This is a genomic window from Streptomyces sp. NPDC088553, from assembly GCF_044752965.1.
Lineage (GTDB): Bacteria > Actinomycetota > Actinomycetes > Streptomycetales > Streptomycetaceae > Streptomyces.
In genome coordinates this window covers 358,148-377,995 of sequence record NZ_JBIVMG010000003.1, presented here as the reverse complement: position 1 = coordinate 377,995, position 19,848 = coordinate 358,148, and the positions used below count along the sequence as shown (strand labels likewise).

Here is a 19,848-nt window from a genome sequence, read left to right as displayed (position 1 = left end):
AGGGGATCGAGGGGAAACACACAGCATGAGCACAGCAGCGAGCAGGCGCCGCCCGGCGACCATCCACGACGTGGCCCGCGAGGCCGGGGTGTCGCGCGGCACCGTCTCCCGTGTCCTCAACGGCGGCCACTACGTCAGCCCCACGGCCAAGGCGGCCGTGGACGCCGCGATCCGCAGAACGGGCTACGTCGTCAACCGGCACGCCCGCTCGCTGATCACCGGCAAGTCCGACTCGGTCGCCTTCCTCCTGACCGAGCCCCAGGAACGGTTCTTCGAGGACCCCAACTTCAACGTGCTGCTCCGCGCCTGCACCCAGGCGCTCGCGGCCCAGGACATCCCGCTCCTCCTGATGATCGCGGGCACCGAGGACGAGCGCCGCCGCAACCTCCGCTACATCGAGGCCGGTCACGTCGACGGCGTCCTCCTCGTCTCCAGCCACTCCGGCGACCCCGTGGTGGCCCGGCTGCACGAGGCCGGCGTCCCCGTCGTCGCCTGCGGCAAGCCCCTCGGCCAGACCGCCAGGATCGGCTACGTCGCCGCCGACGACCGCGAGGGCGCCCGCGACATGGTCCGCCACCTGTACGCCTCCGGACGGCGCCGGATCGCCACCGTCACCGGCCCCCTCGACACCCCCGGCGGGGTGGAGCGCCTCGCCGGATACCGCGAGACGCTCGCCGAGTTCGGGCTGCCCGCCGACGAGACCCTGATCGCCTGCGGCGACTACAGCCGGGCCAGCGGCGAGGACGCGGCCCGCGCCCTCCTGGAGCGGGCCCCGGACATCGACGCCGTGTTCGTCGCCTCCGACCTGATGGCACAGGGGGTCCTCGACTCCCTTTCCCGCGCGGGCCGGAAGGTCCCCGAGGACATCGCCGTCGGCGGCTTCGACGACTCCCCGGCGGCGCTGTCCTCCCGCCCCTCGCTGACCACCATCCGCCAGCCCTGGGACCGGATCAGCACCGAGATGGTACGGACGCTCCTCGCCCGGATAGCGGGCGAGGACCCGGCGACGGTGATCCTGCCGACGCGGCTGGTCCGGAGGGAATCGGCCTAGGCCTGGACCAGGATCACTTCCAGCGTCCGGGGGCCGTGGACGCCCTCGACCCGGTCGAGTTCGATGTCGCTGGTCGCGGACGGCCCCGAGATCCAGGTCAGCGGACGGGTCGGGTCGAGCCGGGGGAGCGCCTGGGGCACGGAGGCCACCACCTGCTCGGGGGCCCCGACCACGCACACGTGCAGATCGGGCACGAGGGTGAGGGCCCGACGGCCCTGCCCCGGACCGCCGTCGAGGACGATCGTGCCGGTCTCGGCGATCGCGAGCGCGCACCCCGTCACCACCGCGTCGATGCCGTCGAGTGCGTACGGGGTGAGCCGGGGCGCGTCGGTCCGCCGCTCGGCGCCGGTCGCGGCGAGCCACTCCTCGGGCAGCCCGGGCGGTACGACGACACTGCGGGCGCCGCGGTCCGCGAGGAGCCGGGCGATGAGCTCCGGCAGACCGTCCGGCGTGGAGCGGTGGACGTGGGCGCGGTAGTCGGCGAGGTTCTCGTGGAGCAGGTCGAGGAGCGCGTCGGGGTCCTCGGCGCTGTGGCTCGCGCGGTAGGCGCGGGTGACGGCCGGGGCCTCGGGCGCGTCGGCGACGGCGGCGCGGATGCGGGCGAGCACGCGCGCGCGTGAGTCGGTGGTCATCGGCGGTTCTTCCTCCACCAGTCGCGGAACGATTCGGCGGGCAGTTCGGGCAGGTCCCGGTGCTCGGACCACTGGCGGGCGCCCGGCCCCGGCAGCCGTTTCGGGTGCAGCGCGCGCGTGGCGGAGGCGATCCGCTCGCCCGCCGCGAGGACGGTCGGGTGGTCGAGCACCCACGAGGATGCCCTGATCGCCGCCCGTTCGAGCCGGTGTCCCTTCCCGCCCTCGGCCGCGACCCGCTCGCGCAGATGCACCAGGACCTCGGGGATGTCGATGGCCACCGGGCACACCTCGTAACAGGCCCCGCAGAGCGAGGAGGCGTACGGCAGGGAGGCGTCGACCTCGCTCACCGTGCCCCGGAGCTGCGGGGTGAGGATCGCGCCGATCGGCCCGGGGTAGACGGAGCCGTACGCGTGACCGCCTGCCCGCTCGTACACCGGGCAGACGTTGAGACAGGCCGAGCAGCGGATGCAGCGCAGCGCCTGCCGCCCGACCTCGTCGGCGAGCGCGTCCGTGCGTCCGTTGTCGAGGAGCACCAGATGGAAGGCGGACGGCCCGTCGTCGTCGCTCGTGCCGGTCCACATGCTCGTGTACGGGTTCATGCGCTCGGCGGTCGACGAGCGCGGCAGCGTCTGGAGGAACACCTCAAGATCCCGCCAGGCCGGCACCACCTTCTCCACCCCGACGACCGAGATCAGGGTCTCGGGAAGCGTCAGACACATCCGGCCGTTGCCCTCGGACTCGACGACGACGAGGGTGCCCGTCTCGGCGACCATGAAGTTCGCCCCGGAGATCCCGACCTTGGCCCGCAGGAACTTCTCCCGCAGGTGCAGCCGGGCCGCCTCCGCGAGCTCGGCCGGGGTGTCACTCAGCCCCTCCGGCGCCGGCCGCCCCCAACTCCCCATCTTCTCCCGGAAGATGTCACGGACCTCGCCCCGGTTGCGGTGGATGGCGGGAACCAGGATGTGCGAGGGCCGGTCGTCGCCGAGCTGCACGATCAGCTCCGCGAGATCCGTCTCGTACGCGGCGATCCCCTCGGCCTCCAGGTGTTCGTTGAGCCCGATCTCCTGGGTGGCCATCGACTTGACCTTGACCACCTCCGTCTCGCCCGTCGCCCTGACGAGGCCCGTGACGATCCGGTTGGCCTCGGCCGCGTCGGCGGCCCAGTGCACGGTGCCGCCCGCCGCCGTCACCGCCTCCTCCAACCGGAGCAGGTGCTCGTCGAGATGACGGAGCGTCCGGTCCTTGATCTCCTTCCCGGCCTGCCTGAGCTCCGCCCAGTCGTCGAGCTCCGCCACGGCCCGCGCCCGCTTGTCGCGGATCGTGTGGGTCGCGTGCCGCAGGTTGGCGCGGAGCGTCGCGTCCCCGACCGCCGCCCGCGCCGCCTCCGGGAACGCCGGCATGCCGACGAAGGTCCCGCCGGACGTCTCACTCATCGCCAGGGCTCCTCTTCCGTGCTCGCCAGGATGTCCGCCAGGTGCACCGCGCGCAGCGGCGCCCCTTGCCGGCTCAGCATGCCGCCCACGTGCAGCAGGCAGGAGTTGTCCGCGCCGCACAGGACCTCGGCGCCGGTGGACAGCGCGTTCGCGATCTTGTCGGCGCCCATCGCCGCCGACACGTCCGGGTTCTTCACCGCGAACGTGCCGCCGAAGCCGCAGCACTCCTCCGCGCCCGGCAGCTCCACCAGTTCCAGCCCCTTCACCGCCTCCAGGAGCCGGCGCGGCCGCTCCCCGAGCTCGAGGAGACGCAGACCGTGACAGGACGGGTGGTACGTCACCCGGTGCGGGAAGTACGCGCCCACGTCCGTCACCCCGAGCACGTCCACCAGGAACTCCGTCAGCTCGTACACGCGCGGAGCCAGGTCCGCCGCCTCCGCGCCGAACGAGGCGTAGTGGTGGCGCACCATCGCCGCGCACGAGCCCGACGGGGTGACGACGTATTCGTACCCCTCGAAGGCCCGGACCGTGCGTCGTACCAGTGGCGCGGTCTCGGCGCGGTACCCGGTGTTGAACTGCGGCTGTCCGCAACAGGTCTGCGCGGCCGGGAAGTCGACCTCCACGCCGAGGCGTTCGAGGACGCGGACGGTGGCCACGCCCGTCGCGGGGAAGACGGCGTCGTTGACGCAGGTCACGAAGAGGGCGACACGCTTCACGGGGTCCTCGGGCTCCTCTGCCTTCACGCGCTGCTCTGCCTTCACGGGTTCGTAGTGTGGCAGGGGCTGTGTGCGTGCGACGAGCCGACGCCTCGCGCTTGTTTCGCCGATGAGCCCGGCGGCCCCCCCGGACGTGACCGGCGAGCGGGCGGCCGACCGCCGGCACGAGCACGTGGTGCTCCAGCCGGAACCGGTCGTCCGCCGCTCGACGGGTACCGACCTTCCCGCGGCGCGGGCGTCAGCGGACGCCGAGCAGGTGCTCCAGGGCCAGCTGGTCGAGGTGCTCGAAGGCCATGGAGCGGGCGGCCGCCGCGTCGGGGTCGAAGGTCTCGTACGCCGTGGGGTCGGCGAGCAGCCCCGCGAGGCCGTCGGCGGCCGTGGGGACGGCGAGTTCGGGCAGACGGGAGGCGGCCAGGGCCTGCTGGACGTCGGGGTCGGCGCGGAAGGCCGCCGCGCGCTCCTTGAGGATCAGGTAGTTGCGCATGCAGTTCTTCGCCGACTCCCACACCCCGTCGGAGCCGTCCGTCCGCACCGGCTTGAAGTCGAAGTGGCGCGGGCCCTCGTAGCCGGCCGTCTCCAGCAGGTCCACCAGCCAGAACGCCTGGCGCAGATCGCCCGCCCCGAAGCGGAAGTCCTGGTCGTACTTGATACCGGACTGGCCGTTCAGGTCGATGTGGAAGAGCTTGCCCGCCCAGAGCGCCTGCGCGATGCCGTGCGGGAAGTTGAGCCCGGCCATCTGCTCGTGGCCCGTCTCCGGGTTCACGCCGACGAGTTCGGGGCGCTCCAGACGCTCGATGAAGGCCAGGGCGTGCCCGATGGTGGGCAGCAGGATGTCGCCGCGCGGCTCGTTCGGCTTGGGCTCGATGGCGAAGCGCAGGTCGTAGCCCTGCTCGGTGACGTACTGGCCGAGCAGGTCGAAGGCCTCCTTCATGCGGTCGAGCGCGACCCGGACGTCCTTCGCCGCGCCGGACTCGGCGCCCTCCCGGCCGCCCCAGGCCACGTACACCGTGGCGCCGAGTTCGACGGCCAGATCGATGTTGCGGAGGGTCTTGCGGAGCGCGAAGCGGCGCACGTCCCGGTCGTTGGCGGTGAAGCCGCCGTCCTTGAAGACGGGGTGGGTGAAGAGGTTCGTGGTGGCCATCGGCACCGCGAGCCCCGTGCGGTCGAGCGCGGCCCGGAAGCGCTTGACGATCGCGTCGCGCTCGGCTTCCGGAGCGCCGAAGGGGATCAGGTCGTCGTCGTGGAAGGTGACGCCGTAGGCGCCGAGGGCGGCGAGGCGCTCGACCGTCTCGACGGGGTCGAGGGCCGGGCGGGTGGCCTCGCCGAACGGGTCGCGGCCCTGCCAGCCCACGGTCCACAGGCCGAAGGTGAAACGGTCCTCGGGGGTGGGGGCGAAGAGGTCCGGCATGGTGTGTCCTTCTCTTGCTCTCGGGATTTGTTTTCTGAGATAACTAATACGGGACGGACACACCGGGGCGCCAGCCCCAGCCACGAATCGGCCCCCGTGACGACCTACCGTGACGCACCACAGGGAAGAGGTGAGGACGTGCCCACGAGGCGCTCCGTCGTGATCGGCGTGGACAGCTCCACGCAGTCCACCAAGGCCGCGGCCGTCGACGCCGACACCGGCGAGCTCCTCGCCGTCGGCCGCGCCCCGCACACCGTCACCGGCTCCGCCGGCGCGCGCGAGAGCGACCCCGAGGAGTGGTGGACCGCCCTCGTCACGGCCGTCCGCGCGGCCGTACGGGACGCGGGCGTCCCGGCCGAGGCCGTGACCGGGATCGCCGTCGCCGGACAGCAGCACGGTCTCGTCACCCTCGGCGCCGACGGCCGCCCCCTGCGGCCCGCACTGCTCTGGAACGACACCCGCTCCGCCCCGCAGGCCGCCGCCCTCGCCGCCCGCCTGGGCGGCCCGGCCGGCTGGCTGGCCCGCACGGGTTCGGTCCCCGTCGCCTCCATGACCGCCGCGAAGTGGCAGTGGCTGCGCGAACACGAACCCCGCCACGCGGAGGCCGTCGCGGGGGTCCGCCTCCCGCACGACCACCTGACGGAGCGCCTGACCGGAATCGCGGTGACCGACCCGGGGGACGCGTCGGGGACCTGCTGGTACGGGACGGGTGCGGGCGGCCGCGGTGCGTACGACGGCGGTGCGTACGACCGCGGTGCGTACGACCGCGGTGCGTACGGCTCCGGTACGTACGACCCGGAGATCCTGGACCTCATCGGACTCGACCCGGCTCTGCTGCCCGCCGTCGCGCCCGGCGGCGCCACCCGTGTGGGCACCCTGACCGCGGCCGCCGCCGAGGCCCTCGGACTGCCCCGTACCGTCGTCGTCGCCGCCGGGACCGGCGACAACATGGCCGCCGCCGTCGGCCTCGGACTCGGCGGTGCCGGTCTCCTCGACCACGCGGTCGTCAGCCTCGGCACCTCGGGCACGGTCTTCGCCGCGACCCGCGCGCGCCCGGCGGACCCCGGACTCGCGGGGTTCGCCGCCACCGACGGGACCTACCTCCCCCTCGGCTGCACCCTCAACTGCACCCTCGCCGTCGACCGCTTCGCCACGCTCCTCGGCCTGGACCGCGAGGACGCGGCACCGGGCGGAAGCGGCGACGGAGGCGGTGGCGTCGTCGTACTGCCGTACCTCGACGGCGAACGCACCCCCGACCTGCCGCACGCCGCCGGCCTGGTCACCGGCCTGCGGCACGCCACGGACCCGCGGTCGATCCTCGGCGCCGCCTACGAGGGCGCGGCCTTCACGGTGCTGCGCGCCCTCGACCACCTCCTCGCCGCCTGCGGCCTCGACCCGGCCGCCCCCGACGTACGGGACCGGCCGCTGCGCCTCATCGGCGGCGGGGCGCGCGGCCGGGCCTGGACCGAGACCGTCCGCAGGCTCTCCGGCCGCCCCCTCGTCGTCCCGGCCGCCGAGGAACTCGTGGCCCTCGGCGCCGCCGCCCTCGCGGCGGGCGCGGTGACGGGCACGGACCCGGTGGCCCTGACGACGGCCTGGGGCACGGGGACGGGCGAGGTCCTGCCCGCGGTCGGCCGCGACGAGGAGACCTGGAACCGCATCGCGGGGGTCCTGTCGGCCGCGACGCCGACATTGCTGTCATCGACCGTCGAAGAGGTGGGCCAGGGTGGTCGGGGTGAGGCGGATGTCGTCGAAGTCGACGCGGCATCCCTCGCCGACGGGTGACTGGACCTCGATGCCGGCCCGGACGGGACCCGGTCCGTCCAGGGCGAACTGTCGCACCAGGCGCCAGAACGCGCCGTCGTCCGAGACGTGGAAGGCGAACCCCTCGCCGATCCGGCTGACGCGCAGCCACAAGGCCTCTCCCGCGACCGGGCCCGCGAGCGCGTCGTCGGACCGGCCGCGGGTCACGACGGAGTAGACGCTGGGAGTTCCGTCGGGAGCCTGCTCGAAGTTGAGCTTGGCCCAGTGGTCGTCGTCGGAGCGGATGAACAGGGCCCCCGCGTCCCATGCGGACCGGAAGCCGACGCGAAGGCGGGCCGAGAGCTGCCAGTCGCCGTCCGGCGGAGTGGTCAGGGCCACGGCGGCGTCACGCCGGGCCGCCCCGCCGACCGGGTCTGTGAAGGCGTCCGTGTGCGGGGCGGCCGTGACGGTGAGGACACCGTCGGTGAGGGACCAGGCGGCGGGGGCGGTCACCCAGTCGAGGCCGAGGGGGAGTGAGGTGTCGACGTTCATGACGTCATGATCGTGAGCGGGCCGGGAGCGTGCCACGGAGTTCGCCGAGGATCCAAGAAGTGGCACGAGAGTCCAACTCGGCGGTTCCCCCGGGGAGCGGGCCCAGCGAGCCGCCGCCGGCGGCGATTCCCCGGGCCCGGGCCCGGAGTCCGAGCCCCGGCCGACCGGGTTGGCGGCCATGAGGCCCGGAGTCCGACGTCCGGCCCGGCCGACGGGGCCTGGCGGCGACGGCGTCCGGCCCGGCCGCGACTCCGTCCGGCGTCCGGCGCCCGGCCGAGGGGGCCTGGCGGCGACGGCGTCCGGCCTCGGGCGTCCGGTCCGGCCGCGACTCCGTCCGGCGTCCGGCGCCCGGCCGACGGGGCCTGGCGGCGACGGCGTCCGGCGTCCGGCACCGGCGTCCTGCACCGGCGTCCGGGCTCCGCCATCGGCATCCGCCATCCGGCATCGGCGTCCGGCCCCCGCCGATGCCCGACCCGCCCTCCCCTCAGGCCCCGCCGTCCACGCCCGCCCCCGCCGTCACACGGCGCTGGTGCACCCGCAGGTGCAGCGTCGCCAGGTCCAGGAGCGGGGTCGCCACGTCCAGGGCACGCGCGCGCGTGGTGAGGTCGCCGAAGAGGTGCTCGACCTCGGTCGGGCGGCCCGCCGTCAGATCGCGGTAGAGGGACGGCACCATCGGCGACCCCGACGCGGCCACCACGGCGAGCGACGCCGCCTGCTCCGTCTCCGGTACGGGGTGTCCGGCCGCGGCGGCGACCGCCGACGCCTCGGCGAGCAGCGCCGGGGCCAGGGCGGGACCGCCCGGCGCGTCGTACACGTCGCCGACCGTGCCCCGCATCAGGCTGGTCACGGCGCCGAAGGTCGTGATGAACACCCACTTGTGCCACATCGCCGTGACCACGTGCTCCGGTTCCGGCGAGGCGATGCCCGCCTCTTCCAGCACCGCCCGGAACCTCGCCGCGCGCGCGGAGCGCGTGCCGTCCTGCTCGCCGAGCGTCAGATGGGCCAGCGGGGCGAGGCGCCGGATGTCACCGGTCTCGTCGAGCGTGGTCACCACCTTGGCCACGCCGCCGAGGACGACCGAGGCCCCGAAGCGGGCGGTGAGGGCGTCGAGGTGGGCGAGACCGTTGAGGAGCGGCACGACGGCCGTGTCCGGTCCGACGGCCGGCCCTATGTCCTCGATCGCCTGGTCGAGGCCGGTGGACTTCACCGACAGCAGCACGAGGTCGTACGGGGTGTCGAGCGCGTCGGCCGTCACGAGGCGGGGCGTGAGGACCCACTCCTCGTCCCGGCCCACCACCCGCAGCCCGCGCTCGCGCAGCGCCGCCGCACGGGCCGGGCGGACCAGGAAGGTGACGTCCTGTCCGGCGCGGGCGAGCAGGGCGCCGAAGTAGCCACCGGTGGCACCGGCGCCGACGACCAGGATCTTCATCGTTGTGGACCTCTCGTGGGGCGCCCCGGGGGCGCGGTGGTGAGCGGGGGGCGGAGCAGGGGCCGGAGCAGCCGGTGGGGCCGGGCGAGCGCGGCCGTCACCGGGTCGTCGTCCGGGGTGGCGGGCGCAAGGCCCGGGCCCGGGGCGACCACGACGTCCGCGACGGGTACGGCCGTGCCGCAGCCCGTACAGCGTCCGCCCGCGTCGAGCGGGGCCTCGTCCCCGGCGTGCAGGAAGACGCGGCGCGGGCCGCCGTCCGCCGGGTGGAACTCCTCGCCCCAGGCGGTGAGCGCGCGGACGGCCGGCCAGAGGGCGACGCCCTTGGGCGTGAGCCCGTACACCTCGCGGCGGCCCGTGCCCGTCCCGGGGCGACGCTCCAGGACGCCCGCATCGGTGAGGGTGGTGAGCCGGTCGGTGAGCACGGCCCGGGGCACGCCCAGGTGCGCGGCGAACTCCCCGAACCTGCGGACCCCGTAGAAGGCGTCCCGCAGGATCAGCAGCGTCCAGCGCTCGCCGACGATCTCCATGGAGCGGGCGAGCGCGCAGGTCTGACCGCGGTAGTCACGCGGAAGCGTCATGGCCGTGACCCTAGCGCACAAGAGTTCGGTGACTGAACTCTTTATGGCGGGCCGGTGCAGGTCTCCGGCGGCGGAGACGTTTCCGGGTGAGCGAAAGGGACGGCTAGGCTCGCGCTCACCATGAACCAGCCCACGGAACCCAAGGCCGACAAGTCGGGCGTGCGCCGGCACAACCTGAGTCTCGTCCTGCGGACCGTCCATGACGCGGGCGAGACCACCCGGGCGGCCGTCGCCGCCCGCGTCGGACTCACCCGGCCCGCCGTCTCCTCCCTCGTCGAGCAGCTCCTCGAACTGGGCTTCCTCGTCGAATCGGGCAAGACGTTCAGCGGGCAGGCGGGGCGGCCGGGCACCGTCCTCAAACCCGCGGACACCGGCCCCGCCGGACTCGGCGTCGAGATCAACGTCGACTACGTGACGGTCTGCGTCGTCGACCTCACCGGCACCGACCGCGTCCGCCGCACCGAGCGCCTCGACAACCGCGCCGCCGGTGCCCCCGACGTGCTGGCCCGTGCCGCCCGCATCGCCGCCGACGTCCTCGACACGGCCGCCGGGCGAGGCCTCGCCCCGGCGGGGGCCGGACTCGCCCTGCCGGGCCTCGTCTCCGGCGGAGCCGTCCGGCAGGCACCCAACCTCGGCTGGTACGAGGTCGACGCCGAGCGCCTCTTCGGCGAGGCCCTCACCGCCCTGCGCCCCGGCACCGCGGGCCTCCCCCTGATCTCCGACAACGAGGCCAACATGGCGGCCCACGCCGAGCTGTGGTTCGGCTCGCTCGGCGACCGCCGCACCTTTCTGCACCTCACGGGCGAGATCGGCGTGGGCGGCGCGATCGTCGTCAACGGCGAACTCCTGCGCGGCGCGCACGGCTTCGCCGGCGAGATCGGCCACCTGGTCGTCGACGCCGAGGGCCCGCGCTGCCGCTGCGGCTCCCGGGGGTGTCTGGAGCAGTACGCGGGCCAGGCCGCGCTCCTCGCGGCGGCTGGGGCCGCGGACGTGCCCGAACTGGCGGACCGCGCCGGGGCGGGGGACCCGCGGTCCCTCGCCGCGCTCGCCGAGGCGGGCAGGATGCTCGGGCGCGCCCTGTCGGGCGCCGTGAACCTCCTCGACCCCGAGGCGGTCGTCCTCGGCGGCATCTACCCGCAGTTGATGCCGTGGCTCGTCCCCACCCTGGCCGAGGAACTCTCCGACCGCGTCGTCTCCGGCCTCTGGAGCCCGGACGTGGGCCGCCTCCGTCCGGCCTCCGCCGCCACCGACGCCTCCCGGGGCGCGGCGGCCCTCGTCCTCCACGACGTCCTGGCCGACCCCCTGGCGTACGCCACGGTGACCGGAGCGGGGACAGGGGCGGGGATGGGGCGGGGGGCCTGACGGAGGGACCACCGAAGGCCGCCCGAGGGCCGTCCGAGGAGCCCGTCCGGGGGCCCGTCCGAGGGCCGCCCCCGCCGTCACAACCCCGCGGGACTCCCCGGTACCTCGACGAACGGCCGGGTCAGGTGCGCCGTCGCGAGGACCGCCCCGCTGTCGGCGGCGCGCGCGAGCAGCTCCTCACGGGAGGTCCGGGCGGTCGCCGGGTCACGCTCGTGGGCGTAGGCCACGGCGGGCGCGGCGAGCTGCACGGCGTGGACGAGGAGATCGCCGGTGACCAGGACGTCCCGGCCGTCCGGCCGCTCGACCAGGACGGACTGGTGGCCGGGGGTGTGCCCGGGGGTGGGCAGCAGCGTGACGCCCGGGCGCAGCCGGTGCCTGCCGTCGACCTCGTGCAGCTGCCCTGCGGCGCGGAGCGGCGCCACGACCCAGTCCCACACCGGGTCGAGGCGGTCGAGGGCCGCCGTCTCCGCGCGCTGGACGACGTACCGGGCGTCCGGGAAGAACGGCCGGCCGGCGGCGTCGGCGGCCCATCCGGTGTGGTCCTCGTGCAGATGCGTCAGAACGACGGTGTGGACGTCGGCCCGGTCGACGCCGGCCCCGGCGAGGACGTCCGGCAGCCGGCCGGGCACGGGGCACCAGGGCGCCCCGGGGCCCTCGGCGGGCCCCACGCCCGCGTCGATCAGCGTCCAGCCCGAACCGTCCGGTTCGGCGACGGCGAAGCAGCGGAAGTCCAGCCGCCACGCTCCGTCGGGCCCGACCGCACCGGGGTCGAGGGCCGCGGCGGCCGCCCAGTCCGCCGCCACCGCCCCGGGGAAGGCGTCCCGCGCCGACTCGAAGAACAGCCCGGTGGCGTCCAGGAGTGCCGTCACCGGGCCCATCCGCGTCATCTCACCGCTGCTCGCCATGACACCGACCCTGCCACCGCCGGGGCCTGCGCGTACAGGAGATCGATCACTCTCATCCCGCTCTCACGCCGGCCTTATCCCGTCATCACACGCCGCCCCTAGCTTCACGCCCATGTTCTTCACCTACCTCCGGCGCGAACTGCGCCGCCGCAGAAAGGCGGCGCTCGTCGTCGCCTCCGGGCTCGCGCTCGGGATCGCGCTGGTCATCGTCGTCAACTCCGTGTCCTCCGGCATGAACCAGGCACAGGGCAAGGTCCTCCAGTCCCTCTACGGCCTCGGTACGGACCTGACGGTGACCAAGGCGCAGGAACGGCCGGCGGACGGGGCGCAGCCGCAGCGCCCCCGGTTCGAGTTCCAGGGCAAGGACGAGGGCGAGGAGCAGAGCAGCGACCGGCTGATGGTCCAGGGCTTCCAGACCCTCGCGGACTCCACCGTCGCCACGGTCGCCGGACAGCCCGGTGTCGACCGTGCGGTGGGCGGACTCAGCCTCGTCAACCTGAAGATCAACGGAGAGTTCGCGCGGGGCCGGATCCAGCGCGGCCAGACCCAGCAGGGCGGGCCGGGCGCCGAGACCGGCGGCAACACCGGCGGCGGCGGGAACGGTGGCGGCTCCGGTCCCGGTGACACCGTCACCGGCGGCGGCGCGGCCTTCGACGTCGACTCCTTCACGCTCTACGGCACCGACGTCACCGCCCCCGACCTCGGCCCCCTCACCACCTCCACCGTCTCCCAGGGCCGTACGTTCAAGGCCACCGAGACGGACGCCGAGGTCGCCGTCGTGGACAGCGCCTACGCCCAGGAGAAAGACCTCGCCGTCGGCGACGAAATGGCCGTGAAGAACGTCACGTTCGAGATCATCGGCATCGCGACCGCCGACCGCGGGCAGTCCGCCGCCCAGGTCTATCTGCCGCTCAAGCAGGCGCAGACGCTCTCGGCCTCCACGGCCAAGATCACCACGATCTATGTGAAGGCGACCGACTCGACGCGGATCGACGCGGTCAAGACCGCCATCCAGAAGAACGTCACCGGCACCACCGTCACGACCTCCGCCGACCTGGCCCGGACGGTCTCCGGATCGCTCGACACCGCGGCCGACCTCGCCTCGAACGTGGGCAAATGGCTCTCGTACGCCGTGCTGTTCGCCGCCGTCCTCGTCGCGGGTCTCCTCACCTCCTCCGCCGTCACCCGCCGGGTCCGTGAGTTCGGAACGCTCAAGGCGCTCGGCTGGAAGAGCGGCCGCGTCACCCGCCAGGTCGTCGGCGAGGCCCTCGTCAACGGCTTCATCGGCGGCGCCCTCGGCATCGCGATCGGCCTGGCCGGCGCGTACGCCGTGACCGCCGTCAGTCCCACGCTGACCGCCGAACTCGGCTCCACCGGCGGCATGTTCGGCGGGGGAGGCGGCCGAGGCGGCATGGCCTTCGGTGGCGGCCCCGCGGCCACGGCCGCCGGAAGGACCGTCGACATCGCCCTCACCGCACCGGTCAGCGTCACCACGGTGGGTCTCGCCGTCCTCCTCGCCCTCGGCGGCGGCCTCGTCGCGGGAGCCTTCGGCGCCTGGCGCGCCTCGCGGCTGCGCCCCGCCGACGCGCTGCGCCGCGTCGAGTAGCTGCGCCCGAACCCACCCACGTACCAAAGGAGTTGGACCATGTACGAACTCATCGGCGTCACCAAGCAGTACCGGCGGGGGCAGGAGAGAGTCGACGCGCTCGCCGGGATCGACCTCACGCTCGCCCAGGGTGACCGGCTGGTCATCCAAGGGCCCACGGGTGGCGGCAAGTCGACGCTCCTCCAGATGCTCGGCGGCCTCGACCGCCCCACCTCGGGCCAGGTCCTGCTCGACGGCACCGACCTCGCCGCGCTCCCCGAGCGCAAGCTGACCGCGGTCCGCGGCCAGAACATCGGGTTCGTCTTCCAGAGCTTCAACCTCATCCCCACGCTCACCGCCCAGGAGAACGTCGAGACCGCGCTCGTCCCGCTCGGCGTCAGGCCCGCCGAGCGGCGGAGCCGGGCCGCCGAGGCCCTGGAGTCGGTCGGGCTCGGCGAACGCAGCGGGCATCTTCCGTCCGAGCTCTCCGGCGGTCAGCAGCAGCGGGTGGCGATCGCCCGCGCGCTCGTGAAGCGCCCGAAGGTGCTGCTCGCCGACGAACCCACCGGAAACCTCGACGAGTCGATGCGCGACGAGATCGTCGAGCTGCTCGAAGGACTCTGGAAGGAACACGGGTTGACGTTCGTCATGGTCACCCACGACAGCGCGATCGCCCGCCGGGCGCCCCGCCTCGCCACGATCCGCAAGGGCCGGATCACGATCAAGGAGAACCCCCGGGCGGCGACACCGGACCGGGTGTCGGAGCGAGCGTCGGAGCCTGCCTCGGACCCGGTCGAGGCCTGATCGACCGCCCCTACCGCCCCTACCGCCCCTACCGCCCCTACCGCCCCGACCGCCCCGACCGGTCCGGCTCGTGGCGGCTATACGGGTACGCCGTGGCCGCGCAGGTAGGCCAGCGGGTCGATGTCCGAACCGAAGGACGGCGTGGTCCGCACCTCGAAGTGCAGATGCGGACCCGTCACCCGCCCCGTCGCCCCCGACCGCGCGATCCGCTGCCCGGCCGACACGCGCCGGCCGGGCGTCACGTCGATACGGGAGAGATGGGCGTACTGGGTGTAGCGGCCGTCCGGGTGGCGGATCACCACCTCGTAGCCGTACGAGCGGCCGTACCCGGCGGTCACCACCCGGCCGGGGCCGACCGAGCGGACTGTCGTCCCCGTCGGCACGGCGAAGTCCTGCCCCCCGTGATACCCCTTCGACCAGGAACCGCGCTGGCCGTAGTGGCCGGTGTAGACGTACGAGGAGACGGGGGCCGTCCAGCCGCGGGAGGAGCCGGACGGCGTGGACGGCTTCAGCGGTTCCGGCTGCTTCGACGGCCCGGACGGCGTGGAGGTGTCGCCGGACAGGCCCGTCCGCTGCCGGTACTTCCAGGCGTGGCTGGTCCAGTGCCAGTGGCCGCGGGACGTGAACCAGTAGACCCTGTCCCGGGCGTCCCAGCCCTGCCGCCCCCGGAACACGGGCTCACCGCTCCGGCTGCCACCCCCGGCGGACGCGGCGGCCGACGCTCCGGTGCGCTGCCGGTACGTCGTGGCGTGGCTGGTCCAGCGCCACTCGCCGGCCGCGTTCCGGAACCAGTACTTCGAGCCGTCCCAGCCGGCGTGCGCCGGGGCGGGTTCGGCGGCGGCCGGTCCCGCCGCCGCGCCCGCCAGAGCGACCGCGCCCACGGTCGCGACGACCGCGCGGCGCACACCGTGCAGGGTGGCGGTGGGGCGTGAACCGTGCGTGGCCGTACGCCGAGCGGCGTCGGCGCAGCCCAGGCAGGCGCAGCCCAGCGGTATCTCATCGGTGAACGCGGGGGCGGTGAACGCGTCGGTGGTGTCCATGTTCCTCATCACTCCTGACGGGGGTCGGCCGGGCTGCCACCCCGGGTGTAGAAGGCCACGGTCAAGTCCTTGACCAGGGCCTGGCGTTCGAAGTCGTCGAGTTCGACGAGGCCTCGCGCGGTCAGCCGGGTCACGGTGTCGTCCACGGCGTCGATCACGCCGGTGAGGACGGAGTCCCGGTGCTTGGCGTCCAGGACGGCGATCTGCCGGCGCCGCATGGCGGCGGCCACCTCGGGGGCGTACTCGATCCGGGTCGGCTGGGCGGAGAAGACGGCGACGCCGACCGGCCGGCACTCGGCGGCGAGCAGGCGCGTCAGCGCGTCGCCGACCGCATCGGCGTCCCGCAGGGTCGGCGCGTCGCCCCGGAAGGCGTCGGCGGGCAGCCGCGAGAGCACCCGTGCGACGGCCGCCTCCACCTGCTCGCGCAGATAGCCGAGATGGTCGTCGACGGAGAGCAGCGCGCGGGCCGTGTCCCGTACCGACCACACGACCAGGACCACGACACGCAGCGCCGAACCCTCGGCGTCGACGACGGCGATCGGCTCACTGCGCCAGTGCCGCAGGCGTACGTCGATCCGGCGGCGCAGCACGAAGGGGCTGATCCAGACGAGGCCGGTGCGCCGGACGCTGCCCCGGTAGCGGCCGAAAAGCGAGAGCACCCAGGCGGAACCGGTCCGCCCGCGGGTCAGGCCGCCGAACGAGACGACGGCGACGACGACGCAGCTCGCGAGCGCGGCCCATTGCCAGGACGGCAGTTCGGCCTCGCGGAGCGGCCGGGCCCGCCAGAGCGTGGTGGCGATGCCGGTGAGCGCCGTGAGTCCGGTCAGGACGGCCGCCCAGCCGGGGACGGCGGGCCCGGGGCGTTCCTGGAGGCCGGGGGCGACGGGCGGGGGGCGGCGGGGGAGCGGGGCGGAGGGCGCCTCCGGCGCCTCCGGCGCTCCGGAGGACGCTGACGGCTCCGACGGCTCCGAGGGGTCGGCGACTTCGGATTCGGGTCCGCGTCCGCGTCCGGGTCTGCGTTCGCGTCCGCGTCCGGGTTCGGGTTCGGGTTCGGTCCGACCCTTCGTCAGGACCGTGGTCCCGGGCAGGGGTGCGGTCGGTCGCCGGGCGGGGTCCGACCGGAAGAGGTCGTCCATCGGTATGCCGTCCGCGTGCCGGCGCGCACGGACGGGCAGGGGCCGCTTCTGGTACTCGGTCATGAGGCCCTTCCGGCCGTTCCTGAGGTGACGGCACGTCGGATGATCTTCAGGAACCATCGTCACAGGGGTGTATGTCCGGAATGCCGCGACGAACGTCCCGAATGTCGGGGACTTAGGTCCCTTGGCCAAGGCTTCACCGCGGGCCGTTGTCAGTGGGTGCCCCTACCGTTTTCTCCATGACGACGACGACCTATCTGGAGCTGTCGCAGGACGACGGCGGCGCCCACAAGTTCTACGAAGTGACCGTCGAGGACCTCGCGGTGTCGGTCCGTTACGGCCGGATCGGGACGGCGGGCCAGACGCAGAGCTCCACGTTCCCCACGGCGGCGAAGGCGCAGGCGGCCGCGGCGAAGAAGATAGGGGAGAAGGTCCGCAAGGGATACGCCCCGGCGGTCCGGGGACAGCGGGCGGCCCGCGCCGTGACGCGCCGCGCGGTGACTTCCGCGCCCTCCACCGCGCGCGCCGTCGCCCCCGTCCTGTGGCGCTTCCGGACCGGGTCGGCCGCGTTCGGCATCCATGTCGACGAGGAGCGCTGCTGGGTCGGCAACCAGGCGGGGGACGTCTTCACGCTCGACCGTTCCGGCGAGGTGCAGGCCCGGTTCAGCCTGCCGGACGGCGTCAAGTGCCTGGTCGCCGACGACTTCTGGATCTACGCAGGCTGTGACGACGGCAAGGTGTACGACCTGTCGTCCAAGCTGCCCTTCGCCGCCTACGACATCGCCACCGACGTCGACATCTTCTGGCTCGACATCCACGAGGGCGTCCTGCACGTCGCCGACCGCTCGGGCCGGCTCACCGTCATCGACCACGAGGACGAGCACCAGTGGGCGCGCGGCGGCCAGGGCGAGCACGCCTGGATGGTCCGCGCCGACGGGGACGCCGTCTACTACGGGGACACGCGGGGCGTCGCCGCCCACGCGCCGGACGGCGGCGGGGAACTGTGGCACACGGCCACCGAGGGCGGGGTGCTCTTCGGCTGGCAGGAGGACACCGCGGTCTACGCGGGCACGGCCCGCAAGAAGGTCCAGCGGCTCGCGAAGAAGGACGGGCGCGTCGAGGCGGTCTACAGCTGCGACAGCCCCGTGTACTCCTGCGCCACCTCGCCCGGCGGCCGGTTCGTCTTCGCGGCCGACTCGGCCTCCTCCGTCTACTGCTTCGCGGAGGACGGCACCCGGCTGTGGAAGCTCGGTACGGGAGGGGGCTCCGCGCTCTCCATGCAGTACCGCGACGAGCGCCTGTACCTGGTCACCACGGACGGTTCGCTGGTGTGCGTGGACGCGAGCGAGGCGGCGATCCAGGCCGCCCAGGGCGGCACGGTGCCCGTCGCGCGGGACATCAAGCTCGCCGCGGCCATGCCGGTGTACGAGCCGGCGACGACGGTCAGCGCCGTCACGACCGTCACGGTCGCCCCGGCCGGCTCGGTGGTAGTGGAGTGCGTGAACGAGTCGGGCAGGACGCGCGTCCGGGTCGTCTCCGAGGGCTACGACTCCGCGTGGAACGTGCAGTTCCCGCGTGCGATCCGGGAGCCCGGCGCGCGGTACGTGGTCGATGCCCTGCACGCGGCCGCGGGAGGCTTCTACCGGGTCCGCGGTGACATCCGGCGGCTGCAGTGACGGCGGGCCACGGGGGTGGCGGCACGTTCGAGGCGGCCACGGGGGACGGCCCGCCGGTGTCTTTGGCGGACGCCGAGCAGAGGTCGAGGGAGGTCAGGGCCGCCCTCGACGGGCTGCGACAGATCAGACGGCTGACCCACGGCCGGGACGGCGGCGGTCCGAAGGCCGTCCCGGCGGACTGGGAGCGCCGGCAGCCGGTGCGCGCGGTGGCCCTCGCCCTGGAGTCGGGCGGCCTCACGCCCTCGGCGGTGGACGCCTCCGGGGCGCGGATCGCCACGGGCTACCGCGTCCGGCCGGGGGACCGGACGGGAACGGCCGTGGTCGAGTGGCTGGGCCCGGCCGGCTCGGGAGCCGCCCAGGAGGAGGCGAAGGCCCTCGGCGCATGCGTACCCGCCCTGACGCGACTCGGCTGGGAGGCCCTGCTGTACAAGGGGCCGCGCGGGCGCCGTTTCCTGGAGGTGGAGCCGATGGCGGGCTGAACACCGCAGGGCCCGGACGGCGCCGATGGGCTCGGGCGTCCCCGGCGTCCCCGGCGTCCAGGACGGCGCCGGTGGTCTCGGGCGTCCCCGGTGGGCTCAGGCGATCGAGGCCGAGACGATCGCCGAGACCGCGATGTTGCAGGAGGCGGTCACCCAGACCGCGGGGTGCGGCTCGGGGTCGACCAGGGTGGCGCCCAGCTTGCCCGGCGTGACCAGGTCCACGACCAGGAACGCCACGGCCATCATCACCAGGCCGAGCAGGCCGAACGCGGCGGTCGACACCAGGCCCTTGCCGAAGTTCTCGTACGTCGTCCAGATCGAGGTGAAGACGATGCCGCCGATGCCCAGGAGCGCCGAGCTCAGCAGGATCGCGGCGTTGCGGTTGCGGTCCTCCCAGATCTGCCGGCGGAGCTTCCCGGGGGTCAGCAGATCCACGAGGACTATGCCGAGGATCAGCAGGACCACGCCGAGGGCGCCGTAGGCGCCGGCCCGGCCGAGGCCGTTGACGATGTCGCTCATGGTGTGCCGGTCTCCGGGGAATCACGATCACGGGGGATCGGTGGTCAAGGACCGGCAAAATGTAGCGCACGCGTCAACAGCACTCGCCGCCCGCCCGGGAATCGGGCGGACGGCGAGCGGTCGCGGGAGCGGTCGGGCGACCGGCCGGGGGTAGGGGAGGCGCGGACGCCGTCAGGCCCCCGGCGGCAGGGTCTTGGCACGGGCGCGCACCTTGAACGCCGTGACGATCTCGACCGCGCCGACGGCGAGCAGCCAGATGCCTCCCAGGACCATCAGCACCCTGGCCGACTCCAGCGGGGAGACGATGAGGACCACACCGGCGAGCGCGTTGACGATGCCGAGGAAGATGTGCCAGCCGCGCGCCGGCATCGTGGCGTCCGAGGCCGCCGCGAGGGTCTCGGTGATGCCGCGGAAGAGCCAGCCGATCCCGATCCAGAGCGCGAGCAGCAGGATTGACTGCGTCGCGCCCCGGAAGCAGAGCAGACCGAGCAGGATCGAGAGGGCACCGCTGATGAAGGCCATGACGCGCAGCGCGGTCGTGGTGTGCGTGCCGAAGGCGGCCACCAGCTGCATCACACCGCTGAACAGCAGGAAGAGGCCGAAGAGCAGGCCGGCCACGAACAGCGAGGCGTCCGGCCAGACCAGCACGATGATGCCGAGGACCAGGGACGCGAATCCGGCGAAGAGGAGCGCCTGCCAGGCGGCGCCCGCGAGCGCGCTCAGCGGGCCGGGCGGTACGTCCTGGTGCCTCGGGCCCTCTTGAGTCTGTGCCATGGACGGTTCCCGTCCTTCCGTGGAGG

The 19,848-nt window shown here is 74.0% G+C and carries 19 protein-coding genes; 7 read left to right on the top strand and 12 right to left on the bottom strand.

The genetic code is table 11. The features are described from left to right. The first annotated feature begins 25 nt into the window (after window positions 1-25). A complete protein-coding gene (locus ACIP8Z_RS11085) occupies window positions 26-1,051 on the top strand; it encodes a LacI family DNA-binding transcriptional regulator (protein ID WP_402081537.1) in 1,026 nt (341 codons plus the stop codon). Here the strand turns inward: ACIP8Z_RS11085 and ACIP8Z_RS11080 are convergent. From ACIP8Z_RS11080 to xylA, 4 genes are all read right to left on the bottom strand, one after another. Continuing rightward, a complete protein-coding gene (locus tag ACIP8Z_RS11080) occupies window positions 1,048-1,683 on the bottom strand; it encodes a lactate utilization protein C (protein WP_402081534.1) in 636 nt (211 codons plus the stop codon). The two genes, ACIP8Z_RS11085 and ACIP8Z_RS11080, sit on opposite strands and share 4 nt — an antisense overlap. Next, complete coding sequence (locus tag ACIP8Z_RS11075; RefSeq protein WP_402081532.1) at window positions 1,680-3,116, bottom strand: lactate utilization protein B; 1,437 nt, start codon at window positions 3,114-3,116, stop codon at window positions 1,680-1,682. The genes ACIP8Z_RS11080 and ACIP8Z_RS11075 overlap by 4 nt, the downstream gene beginning before the upstream one ends. Further along, window positions 3,113-3,877, bottom strand: coding sequence for a (Fe-S)-binding protein (locus tag ACIP8Z_RS11070; protein WP_402081530.1), 765 nt, complete (start codon window positions 3,875-3,877; stop codon window positions 3,113-3,115). The genes ACIP8Z_RS11075 and ACIP8Z_RS11070 overlap by 4 nt, the downstream gene beginning before the upstream one ends. A gap of 193 nt (window positions 3,878-4,070) precedes the next feature. Beyond that, entirely contained in the window at window positions 4,071-5,240 is a 1,170-nt protein-coding gene (gene xylA, locus ACIP8Z_RS11065) for a xylose isomerase (RefSeq protein WP_319313842.1), read from the bottom strand. A 138-nt stretch (window positions 5,241-5,378) separates the two neighbouring features. Between xylA and ACIP8Z_RS11060 the strand changes: the two genes are divergently transcribed. Next, window positions 5,379-7,025 carry an FGGY family carbohydrate kinase gene (locus ACIP8Z_RS11060; RefSeq protein WP_402081528.1) on the top strand — a complete coding sequence of 549 codons (1,647 nt, stop codon included), beginning with the start codon at window positions 5,379-5,381 and terminating at the stop codon, window positions 7,023-7,025. Here ACIP8Z_RS11060 and ACIP8Z_RS11055 read toward each other — a convergent pair. From ACIP8Z_RS11055 to ACIP8Z_RS11045, 3 genes are all read right to left on the bottom strand, one after another. Beyond that, window positions 6,939-7,535: a DUF1349 domain-containing protein gene (locus ACIP8Z_RS11055; protein WP_402081526.1), complete on the bottom strand. Its 597-nt coding sequence runs from the start codon at window positions 7,533-7,535 to the stop codon at window positions 6,939-6,941. The genes ACIP8Z_RS11060 and ACIP8Z_RS11055 overlap by 87 nt on opposite strands. A gap of 484 nt (window positions 7,536-8,019) precedes the next feature. Next, window positions 8,020-8,964: a ketopantoate reductase family protein gene (locus ACIP8Z_RS11050; RefSeq protein WP_402081523.1), complete on the bottom strand. Its 945-nt coding sequence runs from the start codon at window positions 8,962-8,964 to the stop codon at window positions 8,020-8,022. Continuing rightward, the gene (locus ACIP8Z_RS11045; protein WP_402081520.1) at window positions 8,961-9,542 is read right to left on the bottom strand and encodes a winged helix-turn-helix transcriptional regulator; all 582 of its coding nucleotides are present in this window, start codon (window positions 9,540-9,542) and stop codon (window positions 8,961-8,963) included. Before ACIP8Z_RS11045 ends, ACIP8Z_RS11050 begins: the two co-directional genes overlap by 4 nt. Window positions 9,543-9,662: 120 nt before the next feature. Between ACIP8Z_RS11045 and ACIP8Z_RS11040 the strand changes: the two genes are divergently transcribed. Then, entirely contained in the window at window positions 9,663-10,904 is a 1,242-nt protein-coding gene (locus tag ACIP8Z_RS11040) for an ROK family protein (RefSeq protein ID WP_402081518.1), read from the top strand. Window positions 10,905-10,981: 77 nt separating this feature from the next. Here the strand turns inward: ACIP8Z_RS11040 and ACIP8Z_RS11035 are convergent, their stop codons facing one another. Beyond that, window positions 10,982-11,809 (bottom strand): MBL fold metallo-hydrolase, encoded by an 828-nt coding sequence (locus ACIP8Z_RS11035; protein WP_402081515.1) that lies wholly within the window; start codon window positions 11,807-11,809, stop codon window positions 10,982-10,984. 112 nt (window positions 11,810-11,921) lie between these two features. On the opposite strand from ACIP8Z_RS11035, the gene ACIP8Z_RS11030 reads away from it, so the two are divergent. Together ACIP8Z_RS11030 and ACIP8Z_RS11025 are read left to right on the top strand one after the other, a co-directional pair. Then, window positions 11,922-13,415, top strand: a complete 1,494-nt coding sequence (locus ACIP8Z_RS11030; protein WP_402081512.1) for an ABC transporter permease — start codon at window positions 11,922-11,924, stop codon at window positions 13,413-13,415. Window positions 13,416-13,454: 39 nt separating this feature from the next. Next, complete coding sequence (locus ACIP8Z_RS11025; protein ID WP_402081510.1) at window positions 13,455-14,198, top strand: ABC transporter ATP-binding protein; 744 nt, start codon at window positions 13,455-13,457, stop codon at window positions 14,196-14,198. 77 nt (window positions 14,199-14,275) lie between these two features. Here ACIP8Z_RS11025 and ACIP8Z_RS11020 read toward each other — a convergent pair whose 3' ends face one another. Further along, window positions 14,276-15,238: a M23 family metallopeptidase gene (locus ACIP8Z_RS11020; protein WP_402081507.1), complete on the bottom strand. Its 963-nt coding sequence runs from the start codon at window positions 15,236-15,238 to the stop codon at window positions 14,276-14,278. 8 nt (window positions 15,239-15,246) lie between these two features. Continuing rightward, window positions 15,247-16,437, bottom strand: a complete 1,191-nt coding sequence (locus ACIP8Z_RS11015; RefSeq protein ID WP_402081505.1) for an SPFH domain-containing protein — start codon at window positions 16,435-16,437, stop codon at window positions 15,247-15,249. A gap of 176 nt (window positions 16,438-16,613) precedes the next feature. On the opposite strand from ACIP8Z_RS11015, the gene ACIP8Z_RS11010 reads away from it, so the two are divergent. Together ACIP8Z_RS11010 and ACIP8Z_RS11005 are read left to right on the top strand one after the other, a co-directional pair. Next, the gene (locus tag ACIP8Z_RS11010) at window positions 16,614-18,050 is read left to right on the top strand and encodes a WGR domain-containing protein (RefSeq protein ID WP_319313862.1); all 1,437 of its coding nucleotides are present in this window, start codon (window positions 16,614-16,616) and stop codon (window positions 18,048-18,050) included. Window positions 18,051-18,106: 56 nt separating this feature from the next. Then, window positions 18,107-18,529 (top strand): hypothetical protein, encoded by a 423-nt coding sequence (locus tag ACIP8Z_RS11005; protein ID WP_402081502.1) that lies wholly within the window; start codon window positions 18,107-18,109, stop codon window positions 18,527-18,529. A 96-nt stretch (window positions 18,530-18,625) separates the two neighbouring features. Here ACIP8Z_RS11005 and ACIP8Z_RS11000 read toward each other — a convergent pair whose 3' ends face one another. Both ACIP8Z_RS11000 and ACIP8Z_RS10995 read right to left on the bottom strand, forming a co-directional pair. Then, on the bottom strand, window positions 18,626-19,048 hold the full coding sequence (locus ACIP8Z_RS11000) for a DUF350 domain-containing protein (protein WP_073904594.1): 423 nt from the start codon (window positions 19,046-19,048) through the stop codon (window positions 18,626-18,628). A gap of 171 nt (window positions 19,049-19,219) precedes the next feature. Then, on the bottom strand, window positions 19,220-19,822 hold the full coding sequence (locus ACIP8Z_RS10995; RefSeq protein ID WP_402081499.1) for an HdeD family acid-resistance protein: 603 nt from the start codon (window positions 19,820-19,822) through the stop codon (window positions 19,220-19,222). Window positions 19,823-19,848: the final 26 nt, after the last annotated feature.

What these genes read in the sequence shown, in the direction of transcription:
- ACIP8Z_RS11085 (WP_402081537.1), top strand. Translation starts at nt 26, where the DNA reads ATGAGCACAGCAGCGAGCAGGCGCCGCCCGGCGACCATCCACGACGTG.
- ACIP8Z_RS11080 (WP_402081534.1), bottom strand. Translation starts at nt 1,683, where the DNA reads ATGACCACCGACTCACGCGCGCGCGTGCTCGCCCGCATCCGCGCCGCC.
- ACIP8Z_RS11075 (WP_402081532.1), bottom strand. Translation starts at nt 3,116, where the DNA reads ATGAGTGAGACGTCCGGCGGGACCTTCGTCGGCATGCCGGCGTTCCCG.
- xylA (WP_319313842.1), bottom strand. Translation starts at nt 5,240, where the DNA reads ATGCCGGACCTCTTCGCCCCCACCCCCGAGGACCGTTTCACCTTCGGC.
- ACIP8Z_RS11055 (WP_402081526.1), bottom strand. Translation starts at nt 7,535, where the DNA reads ATGAACGTCGACACCTCACTCCCCCTCGGCCTCGACTGGGTGACCGCC.
- ACIP8Z_RS11050 (WP_402081523.1), bottom strand. Translation starts at nt 8,964, where the DNA reads ATGAAGATCCTGGTCGTCGGCGCCGGTGCCACCGGTGGCTACTTCGGC.
- ACIP8Z_RS11045 (WP_402081520.1), bottom strand. Translation starts at nt 9,542, where the DNA reads ATGACGCTTCCGCGTGACTACCGCGGTCAGACCTGCGCGCTCGCCCGC.
- ACIP8Z_RS11040 (WP_402081518.1), top strand. Translation starts at nt 9,663, where the DNA reads ATGAACCAGCCCACGGAACCCAAGGCCGACAAGTCGGGCGTGCGCCGG.
- ACIP8Z_RS11035 (WP_402081515.1), bottom strand. Translation starts at nt 11,809, where the DNA reads ATGGCGAGCAGCGGTGAGATGACGCGGATGGGCCCGGTGACGGCACTC.
- ACIP8Z_RS11030 (WP_402081512.1), top strand. Translation starts at nt 11,922, where the DNA reads ATGTTCTTCACCTACCTCCGGCGCGAACTGCGCCGCCGCAGAAAGGCG.
- ACIP8Z_RS11025 (WP_402081510.1), top strand. Translation starts at nt 13,455, where the DNA reads ATGTACGAACTCATCGGCGTCACCAAGCAGTACCGGCGGGGGCAGGAG.
- ACIP8Z_RS11020 (WP_402081507.1), bottom strand. Translation starts at nt 15,238, where the DNA reads ATGGACACCACCGACGCGTTCACCGCCCCCGCGTTCACCGATGAGATA.
- ACIP8Z_RS11015 (WP_402081505.1), bottom strand. Translation starts at nt 16,437, where the DNA reads ATGACCGAGTACCAGAAGCGGCCCCTGCCCGTCCGTGCGCGCCGGCAC.
- ACIP8Z_RS11010 (WP_319313862.1), top strand. Translation starts at nt 16,614, where the DNA reads ATGACGACGACGACCTATCTGGAGCTGTCGCAGGACGACGGCGGCGCC.
- ACIP8Z_RS11000 (WP_073904594.1), bottom strand. Translation starts at nt 19,048, where the DNA reads ATGAGCGACATCGTCAACGGCCTCGGCCGGGCCGGCGCCTACGGCGCC.
- ACIP8Z_RS10995 (WP_402081499.1), bottom strand. Translation starts at nt 19,822, where the DNA reads ATGGCACAGACTCAAGAGGGCCCGAGGCACCAGGACGTACCGCCCGGC.